The organism is Actinomycetospora sp. NBC_00405 (assembly GCF_036044095.1).
GTDB lineage: Bacteria > Actinomycetota > Actinomycetes > Mycobacteriales > Pseudonocardiaceae > Actinomycetospora > Actinomycetospora callitridis.
In genome coordinates, this window is sequence record NZ_CP107938.1 from 690170 (window position 1) to 707712 (window position 17543).

General features: G+C 74.0%; 20 protein-coding genes. 12 read left to right on the plus strand and 8 right to left on the minus strand.

Going from position 1 to position 17543, the window contains the following annotated elements; translation table 11 throughout:
• Positions 1-216 precede the first annotated feature (216 nt).
• From nadA to OG774_RS03440, 6 genes are all read left to right on the plus strand, one after another.
• Positions 217-1221, plus strand: a complete 1005-nt coding sequence (gene nadA, locus OG774_RS03415) for a quinolinate synthase NadA (protein ID WP_328306681.1) — start codon at positions 217-219, stop codon at positions 1219-1221.
• Positions 1218-2825, plus strand: a complete 1608-nt coding sequence (locus OG774_RS03420) for an L-aspartate oxidase (protein WP_328306683.1) — start codon at positions 1218-1220, stop codon at positions 2823-2825. Before nadA ends, OG774_RS03420 begins: the two co-directional genes overlap by 4 nt.
• Positions 2822-3709 (plus strand): carboxylating nicotinate-nucleotide diphosphorylase, encoded by an 888-nt coding sequence (gene nadC, locus OG774_RS03425; RefSeq protein ID WP_328306685.1) that lies wholly within the window; start codon positions 2822-2824, stop codon positions 3707-3709. Before OG774_RS03420 ends, nadC begins: the two co-directional genes overlap by 4 nt.
• A gap of 36 nt (positions 3710-3745) precedes the next feature.
• Entirely contained in the window at positions 3746-4894 is a 1149-nt protein-coding gene (locus OG774_RS03430; protein WP_328306687.1) for an NAD(P)/FAD-dependent oxidoreductase, read from the plus strand.
• An 11-nt stretch (positions 4895-4905) separates the two neighbouring features.
• Positions 4906-5772 (plus strand): GH12 family glycosyl hydrolase domain-containing protein, encoded by an 867-nt coding sequence (locus OG774_RS03435; RefSeq protein WP_328306689.1) that lies wholly within the window; start codon positions 4906-4908, stop codon positions 5770-5772.
• A gap of 125 nt (positions 5773-5897) precedes the next feature.
• On the plus strand, positions 5898-6668 hold the full coding sequence (locus tag OG774_RS03440) for a GH12 family glycosyl hydrolase domain-containing protein (RefSeq protein WP_328306691.1): 771 nt from the start codon (positions 5898-5900) through the stop codon (positions 6666-6668).
• Between the two features lie 7 nt (positions 6669-6675).
• Here the strand turns inward: OG774_RS03440 and OG774_RS03445 are convergent, their stop codons facing one another.
• Positions 6676-7074, minus strand: coding sequence for an RNA-binding S4 domain-containing protein (locus tag OG774_RS03445; RefSeq protein WP_328306693.1), 399 nt, complete (start codon positions 7072-7074; stop codon positions 6676-6678).
• A gap of 45 nt (positions 7075-7119) precedes the next feature.
• Here OG774_RS03445 and OG774_RS03450 point away from each other — a divergent pair, with 45 nt between their 5' ends.
• Together OG774_RS03450 and OG774_RS03455 are read left to right on the plus strand one after the other, a co-directional pair.
• Positions 7120-7959 (plus strand): LLM class F420-dependent oxidoreductase, encoded by an 840-nt coding sequence (locus tag OG774_RS03450; RefSeq protein WP_328306695.1) that lies wholly within the window; start codon positions 7120-7122, stop codon positions 7957-7959.
• A gap of 1 nt (position 7960) precedes the next feature.
• Positions 7961-8380 (plus strand): TIGR03668 family PPOX class F420-dependent oxidoreductase, encoded by a 420-nt coding sequence (locus OG774_RS03455; RefSeq protein ID WP_328306697.1) that lies wholly within the window; start codon positions 7961-7963, stop codon positions 8378-8380.
• A 16-nt stretch (positions 8381-8396) separates the two neighbouring features.
• Here OG774_RS03455 and OG774_RS03460 read toward each other — a convergent pair whose 3' ends face one another.
• Together OG774_RS03460 and OG774_RS03465 are read right to left on the minus strand one after the other, a co-directional pair.
• Positions 8397-9323 (minus strand): alpha/beta hydrolase, encoded by a 927-nt coding sequence (locus OG774_RS03460; RefSeq protein ID WP_328306700.1) that lies wholly within the window; start codon positions 9321-9323, stop codon positions 8397-8399.
• A gap of 87 nt (positions 9324-9410) precedes the next feature.
• Complete coding sequence (locus OG774_RS03465; RefSeq protein WP_328306702.1) at positions 9411-9938, minus strand: hypothetical protein; 528 nt, start codon at positions 9936-9938, stop codon at positions 9411-9413.
• A 144-nt stretch (positions 9939-10082) separates the two neighbouring features.
• Here OG774_RS03465 and OG774_RS03470 point away from each other — a divergent pair, with 144 nt between their 5' ends.
• Positions 10083-10538, plus strand: a complete 456-nt coding sequence (locus OG774_RS03470; protein WP_328306705.1) for a pyridoxamine 5'-phosphate oxidase family protein — start codon at positions 10083-10085, stop codon at positions 10536-10538.
• Positions 10539-10543: 5 nt separating this feature from the next.
• Here OG774_RS03470 and OG774_RS03475 read toward each other — a convergent pair whose 3' ends face one another.
• The 3 genes from OG774_RS03475 to OG774_RS03485 are packed head-to-tail and all read right to left on the minus strand — an operon-like array spanning position 10544 to position 12097.
• A complete protein-coding gene (locus OG774_RS03475; RefSeq protein WP_328306707.1) occupies positions 10544-11221 on the minus strand; it encodes an MBL fold metallo-hydrolase in 678 nt (225 codons plus the stop codon).
• A 35-nt stretch (positions 11222-11256) separates the two neighbouring features.
• Positions 11257-11496 (minus strand): hypothetical protein, encoded by a 240-nt coding sequence (locus tag OG774_RS03480; RefSeq protein ID WP_328306709.1) that lies wholly within the window; start codon positions 11494-11496, stop codon positions 11257-11259.
• Positions 11497-11524: 28 nt separating this feature from the next.
• Positions 11525-12097, minus strand: coding sequence for a TIGR03086 family metal-binding protein (locus OG774_RS03485; protein WP_328306711.1), 573 nt, complete (start codon positions 12095-12097; stop codon positions 11525-11527).
• 19 nt (positions 12098-12116) lie between these two features.
• Here OG774_RS03485 and OG774_RS03490 point away from each other — a divergent pair, with 19 nt between their 5' ends.
• Complete coding sequence (locus OG774_RS03490) at positions 12117-12911, plus strand: AraC family transcriptional regulator (RefSeq protein ID WP_328306713.1); 795 nt, start codon at positions 12117-12119, stop codon at positions 12909-12911.
• A 201-nt stretch (positions 12912-13112) separates the two neighbouring features.
• Positions 13113-16013 carry an excinuclease ABC subunit UvrA gene (gene uvrA / locus OG774_RS03495; protein WP_328306715.1) on the plus strand — a complete coding sequence of 967 codons (2901 nt, stop codon included), beginning with the start codon at positions 13113-13115 and terminating at the stop codon, positions 16011-16013.
• On the opposite strand, the gene OG774_RS03500 is transcribed toward uvrA, so the two are convergent.
• Both OG774_RS03500 and OG774_RS03505 read right to left on the minus strand, forming a co-directional pair.
• Positions 16010-16285, minus strand: a complete 276-nt coding sequence (locus tag OG774_RS03500) for an alpha/beta fold hydrolase (RefSeq protein WP_328306717.1) — start codon at positions 16283-16285, stop codon at positions 16010-16012. The genes uvrA and OG774_RS03500 overlap by 4 nt on opposite strands.
• A complete protein-coding gene (locus OG774_RS03505) occupies positions 16282-16725 on the minus strand; it encodes a cupin domain-containing protein (protein WP_328306719.1) in 444 nt (147 codons plus the stop codon). The genes OG774_RS03500 and OG774_RS03505 overlap by 4 nt, the downstream gene beginning before the upstream one ends.
• Positions 16726-16786: 61 nt before the next feature.
• Here OG774_RS03505 and OG774_RS03510 point away from each other — a divergent pair, with 61 nt between their 5' ends.
• Entirely contained in the window at positions 16787-17437 is a 651-nt protein-coding gene (locus OG774_RS03510) for a TetR/AcrR family transcriptional regulator (RefSeq protein ID WP_328306721.1), read from the plus strand.
• Positions 17438-17543: the final 106 nt, after the last annotated feature.

Genomic DNA, 17543 nt, shown 5'->3' on the forward strand with positions numbered 1-17543 from the left:
GATCGTAGGTGTCAGCGGCGTGGCGCTGCAGACGCTGGGTGTCCGTGGCGCCACGCCGCTGACATTCCGCGCGGTGGTGCGCGTCACTGCCCGTGACGGGTGCTGGCGTGGGGCTCGGGGTGACGGGTACGGTCGGGCATGTTTTCGACCACGAGGCGAAAACCACCGAGACCGGCCGCCCTCGACGCCGAGGGGCCGCCGGGGGAGGAGACGGCGATGACCGTCACCGCTGCCACGGACCTCGTCGGGCCGCTGACCGCCGGGCCGGGATGGGCCGACGAGATCCGCAGGCTCGCCCGGGAGCGCGACGCCGTGGTGCTCGCGCACAACTACCAGCGCCCCGAGATCCAGGACGTCGCCGACCACACCGGCGACTCGCTGGCCCTGAGCCGGATCGCCGCCGCGAGCGACGCGAGCACGATCGTCTTCTGCGGTGTCCACTTCATGGCCGAGACCGCCAAGATCCTCGCGCCGGACAAGACCGTGCTGATCCCCGACGCGCGCGCCGGCTGCAGCCTCGCCGACTCGATCAGCGCCGACGAGCTGCGGGAGTGGAAGAGCGAGCACCCGGGCGCGGTCGTCGTCAGCTACGTCAACACCACGGCGGCGGTGAAGGCCGAGACGGACGTCTGCTGCACGTCGTCGAACGCCGTCGAGGTGGTCGCGAGCATCGACCCCGACCGCGAGGTCCTCTTCCTGCCCGACCAGTTCCTCGGCGCCCACGTCAAGCGGATCACCGGCCGGGAGAACCTGCACATCTGGGCCGGCGAGTGCCACGTCCACGCCGGCATCAACGGCGCAGAGCTCACCGCGCAGGCGCAGGCCGACCCCGACGCCGACCTGTTCGTGCACCCCGAGTGCGGCTGCGCGACCAGCGCGCTCTACCTCGCCGGTGCGGGCGCCGTCCCCGCCGAGCAGGTCCACATCCTGTCCACCGGCGGGATGCTCGACGCCGCGAAGAACACCACCAAGCGCAGCGTCCTCGTCGCCACCGAGGTCGGCATGCTCCACCAGCTGCGTCGCGCCAACCCCGACGTCGACTTCCGCGCGGTCAACGACCGCGCCTCCTGCGGCTACATGAAGATGATCACGCCGGGCGCGCTGACGAGGGCGCTGCTCGAGGGGCGCGACAAGGTGCACGTCGACCTCGAGACGGCCGAGCGCGCCCGCGGCGCCGTCCAGCGGATGATCGAGATCGGGCGGCCCGGGGGCGGGGAGTGAGCGCCACCGACACGACCTGGGAGACCACCGCCGACCTCGTCGTCGTCGGCTCCGGGGTCGCCGGGCTGACCGCGGCGCTCGCGGCGCAGCGCCGCGGTCTGCGCGTCGTCGTGGTCACCAAGGACGCCCCGGACGCCGGGAGCACGCGCTGGGCCCAGGGCGGCATCGCGGTGGTGCTCGGTGACATCACGGGCGACTCCGTCGACGCCCACCTCGCCGACACGCTCGCCGCCGGCTGCGGGCTGGTCGACGCCGGCGCCGCCGCGGAGATCCTCGCCGCCGGCCCGGCCGCGGTCGCGGGTCTGCGCGCCGAGGGCGCGGTCTTCGACGGGCCCGCCGCGCGCCTCGCCCGCACCCGCGAGGGCGGGCACTCGGCGCTGCGCGTCGTGCACGCCGGCGGCGACGCGACCGGTGCCGAGGTGGAGCGCGCCCTGCTCGCCGCCGGCGAGCGCGCCGGGCTGACCGTGCTCGCCGGCCACGCGGCGTCGTCGGTGCTCACGGGCCCCGACGGCACCGTGCAGGGTCTGGAGGTCCGCGACGCGGACGGGCGCGCGGGGCGACTGGCGGCGCCCGCGGTCCTGCTCGCGACCGGCGGCGTCGGCGGGCTCTACGAGACGACGACCAACCCCGACGTGGCCACCGCCGACGGCTGGGCGCTCGCCCTGCGCGCCGGCGCCGCGCTGGCCGACGTCGAGTTCGTGCAGTTCCACCCGACGGCGCTCTACACGGGGCGGGGACGGTCGGGCCGTGCCCCGCTCGTCACCGAGGCCCTGCGCGGCGAGGGCGCGGTGCTGCGCGACACGACCGGCGCCCCGGTCACGGCCGGCGTCCACCCGCTCGGCGACCTCGCCCCGCGTGACGTCGTCGCCACCGCGATCACGCGGCGGATCGCGGCGCTCGGCGTCGACCACGTCTGGCTCGACGCCACGGGCGTCCCGGACGTCGCCGCGCGCTTCCCGACGGTCGCCGCCTCGTGCGCGGCGATCGGCGTCGACCTCGCCCGCGACCCCGTCCCCGTGCGGCCCGCCGCGCACTACTCGTGCGGCGGCGTCGTCACCGACACCCACGGGCGCACCGGGGTGCCGGGGCTCTGGGCGGCGGGGGAGGTCGCGCGCACCGGCCTGCACGGGGCCAACCGGCTCGCCTCCAACAGCCTGCTCGAGGGCCTCGTCGTGGGTCGCCGCGCGGCCGACGACGTCGCGCGGGCGCTCGCCGGCCCGCGGCGGCTCGCGGAGCCCACCGAGACCCACACCCGGCCCGTGCCCGTCGCCGACCGCGCCGTGCTCCGGGCCGCGCTGACCCGCAGCGCCGGGATCGGGCGCGACGCCGCGGGGCTCGCCGCCGCCTCCGACGCCGTCGAGGCCGCCAGCACCCTGCGGCTGCCCATGACCCGCGCCGAGACCGAGGACGCCGCCCTGACCCTCGCCGCGCACGCCCTGCTCGCCGCGGCCGGGTCGCGCACCGAGACGCGGGGCTGCCACGTCCGCACCGACCACCCGGCCACCGACGACCACTGGCAGCGCGCCTCGAGCACCGTCGCGCTCGACGCCGACGGACGGCTGCACGTCGGGACCACCGACGCCCGCCACGGAGGTGTGGCATGACCGTGCCCCTGCCCAGGACCCTGTCCCTGCCCGACACGCTCGGCGCCGCCGAGGTGGACGCGGTGGTCGCGCGCGCGCTCGACGAGGACCTGCGCGACGGACCGGACGCCACCACCGATGCGTGCGTGCCCGAGGGCGCTGTCGCGGTGGGGGAGTTCCGCACCCGCCCGGCGGGCACGCTCGCCGGCGTCGGGGTGGCCGTGCGGGTGCTCGAGCGGGTCTGCGGGCCGGACCTGGAGATCCTCGAGGCCCGCGCCGACGGCGACCGGCTGGCGGCCGGCGACGTCGCCCTCGCCGTCCGCGCCCCGCTGCGCACCCTGCTGACCGCCGAGCGCACGGCGCTCAACCTGCTCGGCCAGCTCTCGGGGGTCGCGACGGCCACCGCGGCGTGGGTCGACGCCGTCGAGGGCACCCGCGCCCGCATCCGCGACACCCGCAAGACCGTCCCGGGGCTGCGGGCGCTGCAGAAGTACGCCGTGCGCTGCGGGGGCGGGGTCAACCACCGGATGTCGCTCGGTGACGCGGTCCTGATCAAGGACAACCACGTCGCGGCCGCGGGGTCGGTGACCGCGGCGCTCGCTGCTGCCCGGTCCGCGGCGCCGGACCTGCCGTGCGAGGTCGAGGTCGACTCGTTCGCGCAGCTCGACGAGGCCCTCGGGCTCGGTCTCGCGCTGGTCCTGCTCGACAACTTCACGCCGGCGCAGACGGCGCAGGCCGTGGCGCGTCGCGACGCCCGCGCGCCGGGTACCTGCCTGGAGGTCTCCGGCGGCCTGACCCTCGACACCGCCGCCGCCCACGCCGCCGCGGGCGTCGACTACCTCGCCGTCGGCGCCCTCACCCACTCCGCGCCCGTCCTCGATCTGGGCCTCGACCTCCGTACGTGAGTGAAGTTCCCGGCTATAGCCGGGAAGATCGCTCACATGGGTGTGGTCGTCGTCGGTGGCGGGATCGCCGGGATGTCGGTCGCCGCGGAGCTCGCGCGCGACCGTGACGTGCTGCTCGTCGAGGGGGAGCGCGAGCTCGCCCGGCACACGACGGGACGCTCCGCCGCGAGCTACATCCCGGGTCACGGCGCGGCGCCCGCCCGCGCACTCGTGGCCGCCTCGCGCGACCGCTTCGCCGCCCTGGCCGAGGAGGCCGGCCACTCGTTCCTGCGACCGCGGGCGGTCCTGCACATCGCGCAGGACGACGACGAGGAGCGGACGCTGCGGGAGGAGATCCTGACGCTCGGCACCGTCGACGAGCTCACCGTCGCCGAGGCCGTCCGGCGCTGGCCGGCGCTGCGGGCGGACCGCGTGCGGGCGGCGGGCGTGGTCGAGGACGCCCAGGACGCCGACCCGCTGGGCCTGCACGAGCACTACCGCCGCGCCCTGCGCGCCCGCGGCGGGGAGATCCGGACCGGGGTTTCGGTCACGGCGCTTGACGCGACGGCGACCGGCTGGCGCGTCGGGATCGGGGACGACCACGTCGAGGCCGACACGGTCGTGCTCGCCGCCGGGGCCTGGACCGACCGGCTGCTCACCCTCGCCGGCGCCACGCCGATCGGCCTGCGCCCGCTGCGGCGCACGATCGCGATCGCCCGGATACCCGACGGCGCGCCGGTGAGCCGCGGCGACCCGTTCGCCGTCTCCGTGGGCGAGCGCTGGTACGCCAAGCCGGAGGGCGAGTACCTCCTGGTCTCGCCGTCCGAGGAGACCCCCGCCGAGCCGGGCGACCCCCGTCCCGAGGAGCTCGACGTCGCCCGCGCGCTGGAGGCCGTCAACGACGTGACGACGCTGGGCCTGCGCTCAGTGGTCACCAGCTGGACGGGGCTGCGCACCTTCGCCCCGGACCGCTCCCTGGTGATCGGCGACCGCCCCGAGCACCCCGGCCTGCACCTGTTCGCGGGCCAGGGCGGCTCGGGCATCGAGACCGCGCCGGCGGCCGCCGTCCTGGCCGCCGCGGTGATCACGGGTGCGGACCCGCCCGCCGACGTCGTCGCCGCCCTCGAGGACCACGGCTCCGGGCTCGACGACGTGCTCGCCCGACGTGTCCCGACCCCCGGCGAGCGTCCGGATCGGCCTCGCTAGCCTCCCCCCGTATGGGTGACGCCCGGCGACTGCTCGCCGCCGCAGTGGCCGTGCTGGCCCTCGTCCTCGCCGGCTGCGGCGGGGCGGGCGAGGAGACCGAAGGGACACCGCCCCCGGCGACGATCCCGACCGCCGGGGCCCCGATCGTCAACGGCACGGGGGCGGGCGGACCGCTCGCGCCGCTGCCCCCGGAGGGCTCGCGCGAGGGTCAGCGGATCTGCGGGAAGTTCCAGTCGGTGCCCGTGGCCGGCGGGCGCTACGAGGTGCAGAACAACGCCTGGGGCGCGACGACCCCGCAGTGCACCACCGCGTTCGACACCGGCTTCTCGGTGCAGGCGAGCCACGACAAGGACTCCGGGCCGGCCGCCTACCCGTCGATCGTCGTCGGCTGCAACTACGGGACCTGCACCCGCGACGCGCCGTTCCCGCGCCCGCTGGCCGACCTCGGGGACGTGCGCTCCAGCTGGGCGGTCACCGTCCCGCGCCGCGGCGACTACAACGTCGCCTACGACGTCTGGCTCGACCCGACCCCGCGCCGCGACGGCGCCAACACCGGGGCCGAACTGATGATCTGGCTGGACCGCACCGACCGCGTCCAGCCGATCGGCTCGAAGCGCGCCGAGGTCGAGATCGGCGACGCACGTTGGGAGATCTGGCAGGGCGAGAACGAGGGCCTGCCGGTGATCTCCTACGTCCGCGAGGAGTCGACCACCACCGTCCTCGACCTCCCGATCAGCGACTTCATCACCGACGCCACCCGGCGCGGCGTGGTCGAGCCGTCCTGGTTCCTCACCAACGTGCAGGCCGGCTTCGAGCCCTGGATCGGCGGCGAGGGCCTGTCCACGGACGCCTTCGCGCTCACCCGGAACGGTGTCTGAGTGCTCCTCTGAGGTTCTTGTGGGGGAAGGTCCACCCGTTCGGACGGGGGACAAGACTGCTCCGACAGGCGCGACGAACGTAGCTTCAGGCGCGACGAACGGTCGAGCAGCGAGGATGGCGGCAGATGAACGGTCGACGACGGGCGACGAGCGGGATGATCGTGGCGCTCCTGGCCGTGCTCTCGGTGTTGCTGGGTGGGAGCCCGGCCACCGCCACGACACCGCGCGTCGAGGGGACCCGGGTCTGCGGCAAGACCGAGTCCACCCCGGTGGCCGGCGGGCGCTACGAGGCGCAGAACAACGTGTGGGGCGCCGACACCCCGCAGTGCATCACCGCGTTCGACACCGGCTTCGTCGTCGACCCGGCCGACCACCACAAGGAGAACGAGCCCGCGTCGTACCCGTCGATGGTCTGGGGCTGCAACTACGGCAACTGCACGAAGGACAGCCCGTTCCCGAAGCCGGTCTCGCAGCTCGCGGGGCTGCGCTCGTCCTGGTCGGTCGCGGTGCCGCCGACGGGCGACTACAACGTCTCCTACGACCTGTGGATGGACCCGACGCCGCGGCGCAACGGCCGTCCGACCGGTCTCGAGCTGATGATCTGGCTGAAGAACACCCCGCGCGTCCAGCCGATCGGGGAGAAGAAGGCCGAGGTCAGCATCGGCGGCACCACCTGGGACGTCTGGCTCGGCGCGATCGACCTGCCGACGATCAGCTACGTGCGCCAGCAGCCGACGCTCGAGGTCACCGACCTCCCGCTCGACCAGTTCGTCGCCGACGCCCAGCGCCGCGGCGTCGCCAGGCCCGAGTGGTTCATGACGAGCGTCCAGGCCGGCTTCGAGCCCTGGATCGGCGGTCGTGGACTGACGACGAGGTCGTTCTCGGCGACGCTCTGAGCTGCGCTCACACCTCGTCGGACCCGGCGCTCTCCCTCAGGGCGTCCTCCCGCAGGGCGTCGATGAGACGACGGTCCCGCTTGGTCGGACGGCCCGCGCCGCGGTCGCGCACCGCGACCGGCGCGGGCCGTTCCTCGGGCGGCGGGGGCGGCGGGGTGTGGTCGACGTAGCAGGTCACGGCCACGGGGGCGCCGACGCGCTTCTCGATGACCTTGGTGACCTCGACGATCCGGGGGATCTCGTAGACCCGCGTGCGGATCGTGTCGCCCGGCTTCACGGCGGTGGCGGGCTTGGCCGGGGTGTCGTTGACGCGCACGTGCCCACCGCGGCAGGCCTCGGCCGCGTCGGCGCGGGTCTTGGTCAGCCGCACCGCCCACAGCCAGCGGTCGACGCGTGTGGACTCCATCCCCGCCCAGTGTGCCGTCCCCCGCGACGGGATAACTGAGGGGACGTGGACCACGGCATCATGATGTTCCCGACCGACTACGCCATCGACCCGGCCGCGCTGGCCAAGGAGGTGGAGGACCGGGGCTTCGACTCCCTCTGGTTCCCCGAGCACAGCCACATCCCGACCAGCCGGGAGTCGCCCTACCCGGGCGGCGGCGACCTGCCGCGGATGTACTCCCACACCTACGACCCCTTCGTCGCGCTCACCGCCGCGGCGTGCGCGACGACGACGCTCAAGCTCGCCACCGGCATCTGTCTGGTGATCGAGCGCGACACGATCAACACCGCCAAGGAGGTCGCGAGCCTCGACCGCCTCTCCGGCGGGCGCTTCCTCTTCGGGATCGGTGGTGGCTGGAACCGCGAGGAGATGGCGGACCACGGCACCAACCCCAAGACCCGCATGCGCCTCATGGGCGAGCAGATCAAGGCCATGAAGGAGCTGTGGACGAAGGAGGAGGCGGAGTTCCACGGGGAGTTCGTGGACTTCGACCCGAGCTGGGCCTGGCCCAAGCCGGTGCAGGACCCGCACCCGCCGGTCTACGTCGGCGGCATGGGGCCGGGCGTCGAGGACCGCGTCCTCGACTTCGGCGACGCCTGGCTGCCGCAGCGCGTCGGCCCCGACAACATCGGCCAGTTCGAGGAGCGGGCGAACGCGCTCCAGCAGCGCGCCGCCGACGCCGGTCGCGACCGCATCCCGATGTCGCTGTTCGGCGCCGAGACCTCGTCCGAGGCCCTCGACGGCTACCGCCGCATCGGCCTCGACCGGGCCATCTACGGCGTGAGCTCGGCCGACCGCGACACCGTCCTCAAGGAGCTCGACGAGCTCGCGAAGCTCGTCGGCTGACGTGCCCACGCTCGACGTCGACGACGCGCGCCGCCGGTTCGCCGCGGCGCGCGTCGCCCGTCTGGCCACGGTGGCGGGGGGCGGGCAGCCCCACCTCGTGCCCGTCGTCTTCGCGGTCGAGGGCGACACCGTCCTCATCACCGTCGACGCCAAGCCCAAGCGCCACCGCGCGCTCAAGCGCCTGCGCAACATCGCCGACAACCCCGCCGTCGCGCTGCTCGCCGACCACTACGACGACGACTGGAGCGCCCTGTGGTGGGTGCGCGCCGACGGCGTCGCGACGGTGACCGACGACGCGGCGGACCTCGAGCGCGCCCGTGGGGCGCTCGGCGCCCGCTACCCCCAGCACCGCGAGGAGCCGCCCGAGGGGCCGGTGATCGTCGTCGAGGTCACGCGGTGGTCGGGGTGGTCGTGGAGCTGAGGTGCTCCGGGTCGCCTCAGCCGGTCTTGCCGACGCGCAGGTGCTCGACGAACCAGTCGCGGGCGGCGGCCGAGGTGATCTCGAAGCCCGGCCCCGTGTAGGCGTCGAAGTGCCCGCCCGGGGCGATCACGATCTTCTTCGGGTGCACGGCGGTCTCATAGGCGGCGGCCGCGATCTCGCCGGCGATGAGCCGGTCGTTCGGCGTCACCACCATCTGCACCGGGGTCGGGGAGATCAGCGGGAGGAACGCGCGCGGCTCGTAGCCCTGGAGCAGCTCGACCGACCGCAGCGTCACCTCGTTCCGCCACGACGGCGCACGGTCGCGCTGGGTGCGGGTGAACCACTCATAGGAGTCCGCGGTCGGCAGCGCGGCCGGAGCCGTCGGGTCCTCGGTGACGACGGGCATCATCGCCGGCTCGCCGCCCCGTGCCCGCTCGAGACGGTCGGCGGCGAACGCGTCCCAGGTGGGACCCCACGCGTCGATGCGCACGAGCGACTCGAAGCCCCGACGGCCCGAGACCAGCGGCGCCTGCCCCGACACCGCCTTCACGCGCCGGTCGATCGCACCGAGCACGTACACGTGCCCGCCCGAGTAGCTCGACCCCCACGCGCCGATCCGGTCGGCGTCGACGTCGTCGCGGCTCTGCGCGTACGTGATCGCGTGCTGGTAGTCGCGGACCTGCTCCCAGGGGTCGATCTCCTGGCGCGGCTTGCCCGGGGCGGCGTCGGAGGCGCCGAACCCGCGGTTGTCGTAGACCACGCACGCCAGGCCTGCGGCGGCGAAGACCTCGGCGTAGTCGTCGAGGTGCTGCTCCTTGACCGCCGAGAAGCCGTGCGCCATCACCACGCAGGGATGGCCACCGTTCGCGTCCGCGGCGTCGGGTGCGTAGAACCACCCGCGCAGCGTCGCGCCCTCGGCGTCGAAAGAGATGTCTTCGCGCATCGTCGCTCCCGGAAGTCGTCGATCGTGACGACCCGAGCCTGGCCTTCCGGGGTACGGCGCGGATACCGCTCCCGCGTCACGGTTCGGTCAGCGTGCGGCGAGATCGATCCGGCACTCGGGCGCGGCGCCCGGCGCCACCGGCTGCACGCCGACGATCTCGAACGTGCCGGTGAGCGCCACCCCGCCGCCGGCCGTGGCCGGTCGCGGGGCGACGTGGGCGGCGTCGGCACCCTCGACGGTGATGCGGGTCGTGGCGGGCCTGCCGTCGGCCCCGGGGCAGCTGTAGGTGCGCAGGACGATCGTCGCCGGCTGCGCCGCGGGGTCGCCGCCGCGCAGCGCCGCCTGGTCGATCTGGACGCCGAGCTCGGCCTGGCCCCCCGCGAGCGTGCCGCCACGGAACGAGTCCGGGTACGACACGAGCGCGGCGACCAGGCCGCTCGCGTCGACGTCGTTGCGGACCGTGCGGGTGATGTCCTTGGCGAAGAGGCCGCGGGTGACCCCCGTCAGCACGAGCACGGCGAGGACGACGATCACCACGAGGAGCGCGGCCAGCACCCCGACGACGATCCGTGTCCGCCCCCGCGGCGGCGAGCTCTCCTGCGTCGACATGGACATCCCCCGATGGTTGTGCTCGGCCTGTCAGCAGCACGATCGGAGCAGATCGACGGATCGTTAGCGAGCCGATACGCCGAACGTGTGGGGGTCGCCGACCGCCTCGGCACGTACCGCGCTGTCGGTGCCCGGTGCGATCCTCGGCGCATGGTGGCCTGGCAGGACGTCGAAGAGGCGGCGCCGCAGTTCGCGCAGCGGGTGCGCGCGCTGTTCGACGCCCACAAGCACAAGACCCTCGCGACGTTGCGGGCCGACGGCTCGCCGCGTGTTTCGGGGATCGAGACGGTCTTCGAGGACGGCCGGCTGACCTTCGGCTCCATGCCCGGCGCGCGCAAGGGCGCGGACCTGCGCCGGGACCCGCGGTTCGCCGTGCACAGCGCCACGGTCGACCCCGTCGAGGGTGCCGAGGCGCAGTGGCCGGGCGAGGCCAAGATCGCCGGCCGGGCCCTCCTCACCGGGGCGATCACCGAGGGCCCGGGCGGCGACCTGTTCCACGCCGACATCGACGAGGTCGTCCACACCCACCTCGACGAGCGGGCCACGCGACTCGTCGTCGAGTGGTGGACGCCCGCGCAGGGGCTACGGAGGGTCGAGCGGGAGTAGCCGGCTCACCAGCCCCGCTCGCGCCACTCCGGGAGGTGCGGGCGCTCGGCGCCGAGGGTCGTGTCGTCGCCGTGGCCCGGGTAGACGTGGGTGTCGTCGTCGAGGCGGCTGAACACCTTGTGCTCGAGGTCGTTCATCAGCGACTCGTGGTGCTCGAGGGTCGCCGTCTTGCCGTGGCCGCCGGGGAACAGCGAGTCGCCGGTGAAGATGTGGGCGCTGCCGGCCGGGTCGCGGTAGAGCAGGGCGATCGAGCCGGGCGTGTGCCCGTCGAGGTGGATGATCTCGACGAACGAGTCGCCGAAGGACACGGTGTCGTCGTCGCCGACCGTGTGGTCCGGCGTGACGGGCAGCTCCGGGGCATCCTTCTCGTGCGCGTAGGTGCTGGGGTGCACGGCGCCGACGACGTCCTCGAGCGACTGGATGTGGTCCCAGTGCTTGTGCGTCGTCGCGAGGACCGACAGCTTGTCCCGGGAGGCGACCGTGTCGACGGTGTCGAGCAGCCGGTCGGTCTCGTTGGCCGCGTCGATCAGCAGCGCCTGCCCGGTGGCCTTGTCGACCAGGACGTAGGCGTTGTTGTCCATCGGGCCGACCGACACCTTGGTGATCGACACGTCCTGGAGGTCGCGGCGCGCGGCGGGGCCGGCGGGCTCGACATGGCCGGTGTACTGGTCGAGGAGGTCCACGCCCGGAAGGATAGTGCCGACGGGGATCGTCGCGGTCAGGACCGCGCGGGCTTGTAGCCCGCCTTCCGCAGAGCGTCCGGGCTCAGTGTCTCGCCGCAGTGCTCGCACCGCGGCACCTCGCCCGAGGCGACCACGACGGCGAGGTGGCCGGCACGGGTCGCGGCGCACTCGGCGCGGCGTGCGGCGCGGTCCGCGCCGACGTCCTCGCCGACGTCCTCGCTCCAGGCCCGCCGCGACCGCAACCGGGCCAGGTCCGCGGGGTCGATCTCGCTCATGGACACCATCCTGCCCCCGCCGGGCAGGTCAGGGCCGCCAGGACGGGTCGCGTCCCGCGACGGCGACGACGCGGTCGAGCAGCGGCGCGTCGGGAGCGACGTCGACGGTAGGACCGAAGGCGCCCATCTGGCGACCCAGGGGCGTGAGCTGGGAGAGCGCCTCGTAGGCCTCCTCGAGCAGCCCGTCGTCCCAGGTCACGGTCGCGCCGAGCCCGCGGGCGAGGTCCCACCCGTGCAGCACGAGCTCGCAGAACGTCATCGTCCCGACGACCGCGGACGGCAGCTCGGAGCTCGTCATGGTGGTGGTGCCCTGCCAGGAGGCCGGGTCGCTCCAGACGGCGACGAGGTCGTCGCGGTCCTTGCCGAGGACGGCGGTCCAGTCGCCCTCGAGCGTCGGCGAGCCGGGCTCGGGCGGTGCGCCGCGGCCGGCGCCGGCGAGGACCGGTGTCCAGGTGAGCATGTGCTCGGCGAGGTCGCGGACGGTCCAGCCCTCGCAGGGCACGGGAGCGTCGAGGTGGTCGGCGGCCGCGGCGACGAGGGCCTCGTGCGGCGCGGCCGCGGCGACGACGAGGTGCGGGCGGGGCGTGAAGTCGGGGAACACGACACGGGACGCTAGTGACGTGCCGGCACCCGGTCATGGACGAACGCGACAACCCGACGAGCGGGACCCCCGCGAGCTCGGCGGGCACTGGCGCACGGCCCAGCGGATCGCGGTGCAGGAGCCGGACGCGGAGCTCGCCCCGTGGGTGGAGCGGCTGTGGACGGCGTCCTGGGAGTACGCCGAGCCCTACGCCCAGAAGATCGTGCCGCTGCCGCAGGTGCACGTGTCGCTCATCGACGGGGGGCCGCCGCGCGTCGTCGGGCCCCGCAGCCGGCACATGGTGCGCGAGCTGGCCGGGAGAGGCTCGGTGGTGGGCGCCGCCTTCCGGCCCGGGACGTTCCGGGCGCTCGCGGACGGGCCGGTGAGCGCGCTCGTCGACCGCGAGGTGGAGGTGGCCGACGTCCCGGCGCTGGCCGCCGGGCCGGCCTGGGACGGTGCGATGGCCGACTGGCTGCGCGCCCACCTGCCCGCCGAGGGTCCCGGACCCGCGGCGCGGGAGGCCGGCGAGCTCGTCGCCCGGGTCGCCGCCGACCCCACGATCGCGCGGGTCGATCGGCTCGCCGCGGCGGCGGGGCTGGGAATGCGCAGCCTCCAGCGCCTGTTCTCCGAGCACGTCGGGTTGGGTCCCAAGTGGGTCATCCGCCGGTACCGGCTGCAGGAGGTCGTCGACCGGTTGGAGGCGGGCACGCGGGTCGACTGGGCGGGCCTCGCCGCCGAGCTGGGGTACGCCGACCAGGCGCACCTCTCGCGCGATTTCACGGATCTGTTCGGCGAACCGCCCACCTGGTACGCCCGGCGCTACCCGACGCCCTGAGCCACACGCGGGACACCCGCACCCCCGGACCGGTCGTCGCCCCGAGCCCCCACCCGGCCGAGCGCACCCGGCCACCGGCGGCCGTTGTCGGGGGTCCCTCTTAGCATGGAGAACACCGGGGGAGAGGCAGCCGAACCAGACGTCCGCTCGGGCGTGTCCCCACCTCGGCGCGCTCTCACCGCAGACCAGGAGGCCCTGCACGTGGTCGATCGTCTCGTCGTTCAAGGCGCTCGTGAGCACAACCTCACGGGCGTCGATCTCGACCTGCCGCGGGACAGCCTCGTCGTCTTCACCGGCCTCTCGGGGTCCGGGAAGTCCAGCCTCGCCTTCGACACGATCTTCGCCGAGGGTCAGCGGCGGTACGTCGAGTCGCTGTCGGCCTACGCGCGGCAGTTCCTCGGCCAGATGGACAAGCCCGACGTCGACTTCATCGAGGGCCTCTCGCCCGCCGTGTCGATCGACCAGAAGTCGACCAGCCGCAACCCGCGCTCGACGGTCGGCACCATCACCGAGGTCTACGACTACCTGCGGCTGCTCTACGCCCGCGCCGGCACGCCGCACTGCCCCACCTGCGGCGAGATCATCTCGAAGCAGACGCCCCAGCAGATCGTCGACCAGGTGCTCGACATGGAGCCAGGCCGGCGCTTCCAGGTGCTCGCCCCGGTCATCCGCGGCCGCAAGGGCGAGTACGTCGACCTGTTCAGCCAGCTCCAGGGCCAGGGCTACTCCCGCGTGCTGGTCGACGGCACGGTCTATCCGCTGGCCGAGCCGCCGACGCTGAAGAAGCAGGAGAAGCACGACATCTCGGTCGTGGTCGACCGCCTGTCGGTGAAGTCGAGCGCCAAACAGCGCCTCACCGACTCGGTCGAGACCGGCCTGCGTCTCGGCGAGGGCATCATCGTCCTCGAGTTCGTCGACCTCCCCGAGGACGACCCGGACCGCGAGCGCCGTTTCTCCGAGCGGATGGCCTGCCCGAACGGCCACCAGCTCCAGGTGGACGACCTCGAGCCCCGCGCCTTCTCCTTCAACTCGCCCTACGGCGCCTGCACCACGTGCACGGGCCTGGGCATCAAGAAGGAGGTCGACCCGGAGCTGCTGGTGCCCGACGACGAGCTCTCGCTCGCCGACGGCGCCATCGCCCCGTGGGCCATCGGCCAGTCCGCCGAGTACTTCACCCGGCTGCTCACCGCGCTCTCCGAGCAGGTCGGCTTCCGCATGGACGCGCCGTGGCGCAAGCTCTCCGCGCGGGTGCAGAAGGCCGTGCTGCACGGCTCGGACGACCAGGTGCACGTGCGCTACCGCAACCGCTACGGCCGCGAGCGCTCGTACTACGCATCGTTCGAGGGCGTGGTGCCGTTCCTCGAGCGCCGGCTCGACCAGGCCGAGTCCGACAGCGCCCGCGAGCGCTACGAGGGCTACATGCGCGACGTGCCGTGCCCGGCGTGTGGCGGGACGCGGCTCAAGCCGGAGATCCTGGCGGTGACGCTGCGGCACGAGAGCCTGGGCGACCGCTCGATCGCCGAGGTCTGCGCGCTCTCGGTGGCCGACTGCGCCGAGTTCATGAAGGGCCTCGAGCTCGGGCCGCGCGAGCAGGTCATCGCCGGGGCGGTGCTCAAGGAGATCGACGCCCGCCTGGGCTTCCTGCTCGACGTCGGGCTCGACTACCTGTCGCTGGCCCGCGCGGCGGCGACGCTGTCCGGCGGCGAGGCCCAGCGCATCCGGCTGGCCACGCAGATCGGGTCGGGCCTGGTCGGGGTGCTCTACGTCCTCGACGAGCCGTCGATCGGGCTCCACCAGCGCGACAACCGCCGGCTGATCGACACGCTGTCGCGGCTGCGCGACCTCGGCAACACCCTCATCGTCGTCGAGCACGACGAGGACACCGTCCGTGCCTCGGACTGGGTGGTCGACATCGGCCCCGGTGCCGGCGAGCACGGCGGGCGGGTCGTCTACTCCGGCCCGGTCGAGGGCCTCGAGAAGTGCCCCGAGTCGCTCACCGGGGCCTACCTCTCGCGCCGCGAGCAGATCCCGATCCCGGAGATCCGCCGCCCGATCGACCGGTCCCGCCAGGTCGGCGTCGTCGGCGCGCGCGAGCACAACCTGCACGACGTCGACGTCGCGTTCCCGCTCGGCTGCCTCGTCTCGATCACCGGGGTGTCGGGGTCGGGCAAGTCGACGCTGGTCAACGACATCCTCGCGACCGTGCTGGCCAACAAGCTCAACAAGGCGCGCCAGGTCCCGGGCCGGCACACGCGCGTCACCGGCCTCGAGCACCTCGACAAGCTGGTGCGTGTCGACCAGTCGCCGATCGGCCGCACGCCGCGGTCCAACCCCGCCACCTACACCGGCGTGTGGGACCACATGCGCAAGCTCTTCGCCGCCACCAACGAGGCGAAGGTGCGCGGCTACGGGCCCGGGCGGTTCTCGTTCAACGTCAAGGGCGGGCGCTGTGAGGCGTGCGCGGGCGACGGCACGATCAAGATCGAGATGAACTTCCTGCCCGACGTCTACGTGCCCTGCGAGGTCTGCAGGGGCGCGCGGTACAACCGCGAGACGCTCGAGGTGCACTACAAGGGCAAGAACGTGGCCGAGGTCCTCGACATGCCGATCGAGGAGGCCGCCGAGTTCTTCAAGCCCATCGGCGCGATCCACCGCCACCTGCAGACGCTCACCGAGGTCGGGCTGGGCTACGTCCGGCTCGGGCAGCCCGCCCCGACGCTCTCCGGCGGCGAGGCCCAGCGCGTGAAGCTGGCCTCCGAGCTCCAGAAGCGCTCCATGGGCCGGACGATCTACATCCTCGACGAGCCGACCACGGGCCTGCACTTCGAGGACATCCGCAAGCTGCTCGGCGTCATCAACGGCCTCGTCGACAAGGGCAACACCGTCCTCGTCATCGAGCACAACCTCGACGTCATCAAGGTCAGCGACTGGGTGGTCGACATGGGCCCCGAGGGCGGCAACAACGGTGGCACCGTCGTCGCCCAGGGCACCCCGGAGCAGGTCGCGGCCGTCGAGGGCAGCTACACCGGTCAGTTCCTGGCCGACCTCGTCACGCCCGAGATCGCGCCGGTGCGCCGGGCTCGCGCACGCAAGGCCGGCTAGGAGCGATCGCCGAGGCCGTCGCGGATCGCGGCGGCCACCGCGCAGCCGGAGTCGCCCTTGCCCCGCCGGTCGACGAGCCAGCACGACCACCGATTCGCCAGGCCGGCGGCCACGGCCGCCCAGCGGGCACGCCGGGACGGGCCTCCCGGCACGAGGAGCAGGTCGCGGTCCCCGTCGGTCACCCGCTCGAGCACGATCTCGGTGCCGTCCGCGGAGACGACGCGGCGCAGGCGGTGCGTGCTCGTCGCAGGGGACGCGGACACCCCCGTCACCGCGGGCTCCCGGAGGACGTCGCGACGAGCTCGGTGTCGTGGCGGCGGTAGAGGTCGGCGATCTCCTCGGGCCCCGCACCCCGGCGCCGCAGGGCGTGCAGGCCCTCGACCAGCCGGGTGGCGCCGGGGGTGGTGACCACCAGGACGCGCGCCGGCTCCGCCGACGGGTTGCCGAACCCGTGCGCCACGCCGCGCGGGACGAGGACGCAGGAGCCCGGTCCACAGGTGGTGGTCTCGCCGTCGAGCAGGAACGCCACCGAGCCGGCGAGGACGTAGAAGGACTCGTCGTCGGCGAGGTGGCGGTGCGGCGCCGGCCCCGGCGCGCCCGGGGCGAGCTCGGACTCGAAGACCGCGAAGGCCGCGGCGTCCGGCTCGACCTTCATCGCGATGGTCGGGGCCGGGCGTCGGCCGCCACCGGGGACGAGCACCTGGGACGACATGGCGCCTCCCGAGGAATCGGGTACAGCTACGCTGTAGTGACCTGAGTGATACTGTTCCCGAATGGCCGGCGGCGTCAAGGGGTCACGACGCCCGTACCGCTCACCGGTGCGCGCCGAGCAGGTGGAGGCCACACGACGGCGCGCCGTCGAGGCCGCGACGCGCCTGTTCGTGCAGCACGGGTACGCGCGCACGACGGTCACGGCCGTCGCCGAGGAGGCCGGGGTCTCGCCGGAGACGATCTACACCTCGCTGCGCGGCAAGCGGGGCCTGCTCGAGGGCGTCATCGAGGCGGCGATCACGGGGCCGGACGGCGCGGTGATGCTGCACCAGCAGTGGGTCCACGAGGTCCGGGAGCTGTCCACGGCCGCCGAGCGGCTCCGGGGCTGGGTGGCGGCGAGCTGCCGCACCCTGGAGCGGACCAGTCCGGTGCACGCGGTGATCCGGGGCGCGGCGGATCGCGAGGAGTTCGCGGTCGACCTGCGCCGACGGCTCCTGGACCGACGGGTCGACGAGATCGTCCGCCTGGCCGCGGACCTGCTCGACGAGGCGCTCCCGGTCGGGATGACCGCCCAGGAGGCGGGTGAGCGCTACGCGGCGCTGGCCAGTCCGGAGATGCACCACCTGCTCGTGGTGGAGATGGGCTGGTCCCCGGAGCGCCACCGGGACTGGCTGACCGAGACGACCGTCGCCCAGCTCCTGGGTCCGGCGTGACGCCCCGCGAGGCCGGCTGACCCGCTGCCGGGGAACACCGCAGCGCAGTGGTACGTTGTGACCTGAGCGACCAGCTCGATGGATGTTCTGCGTCCACCGAGCGGCA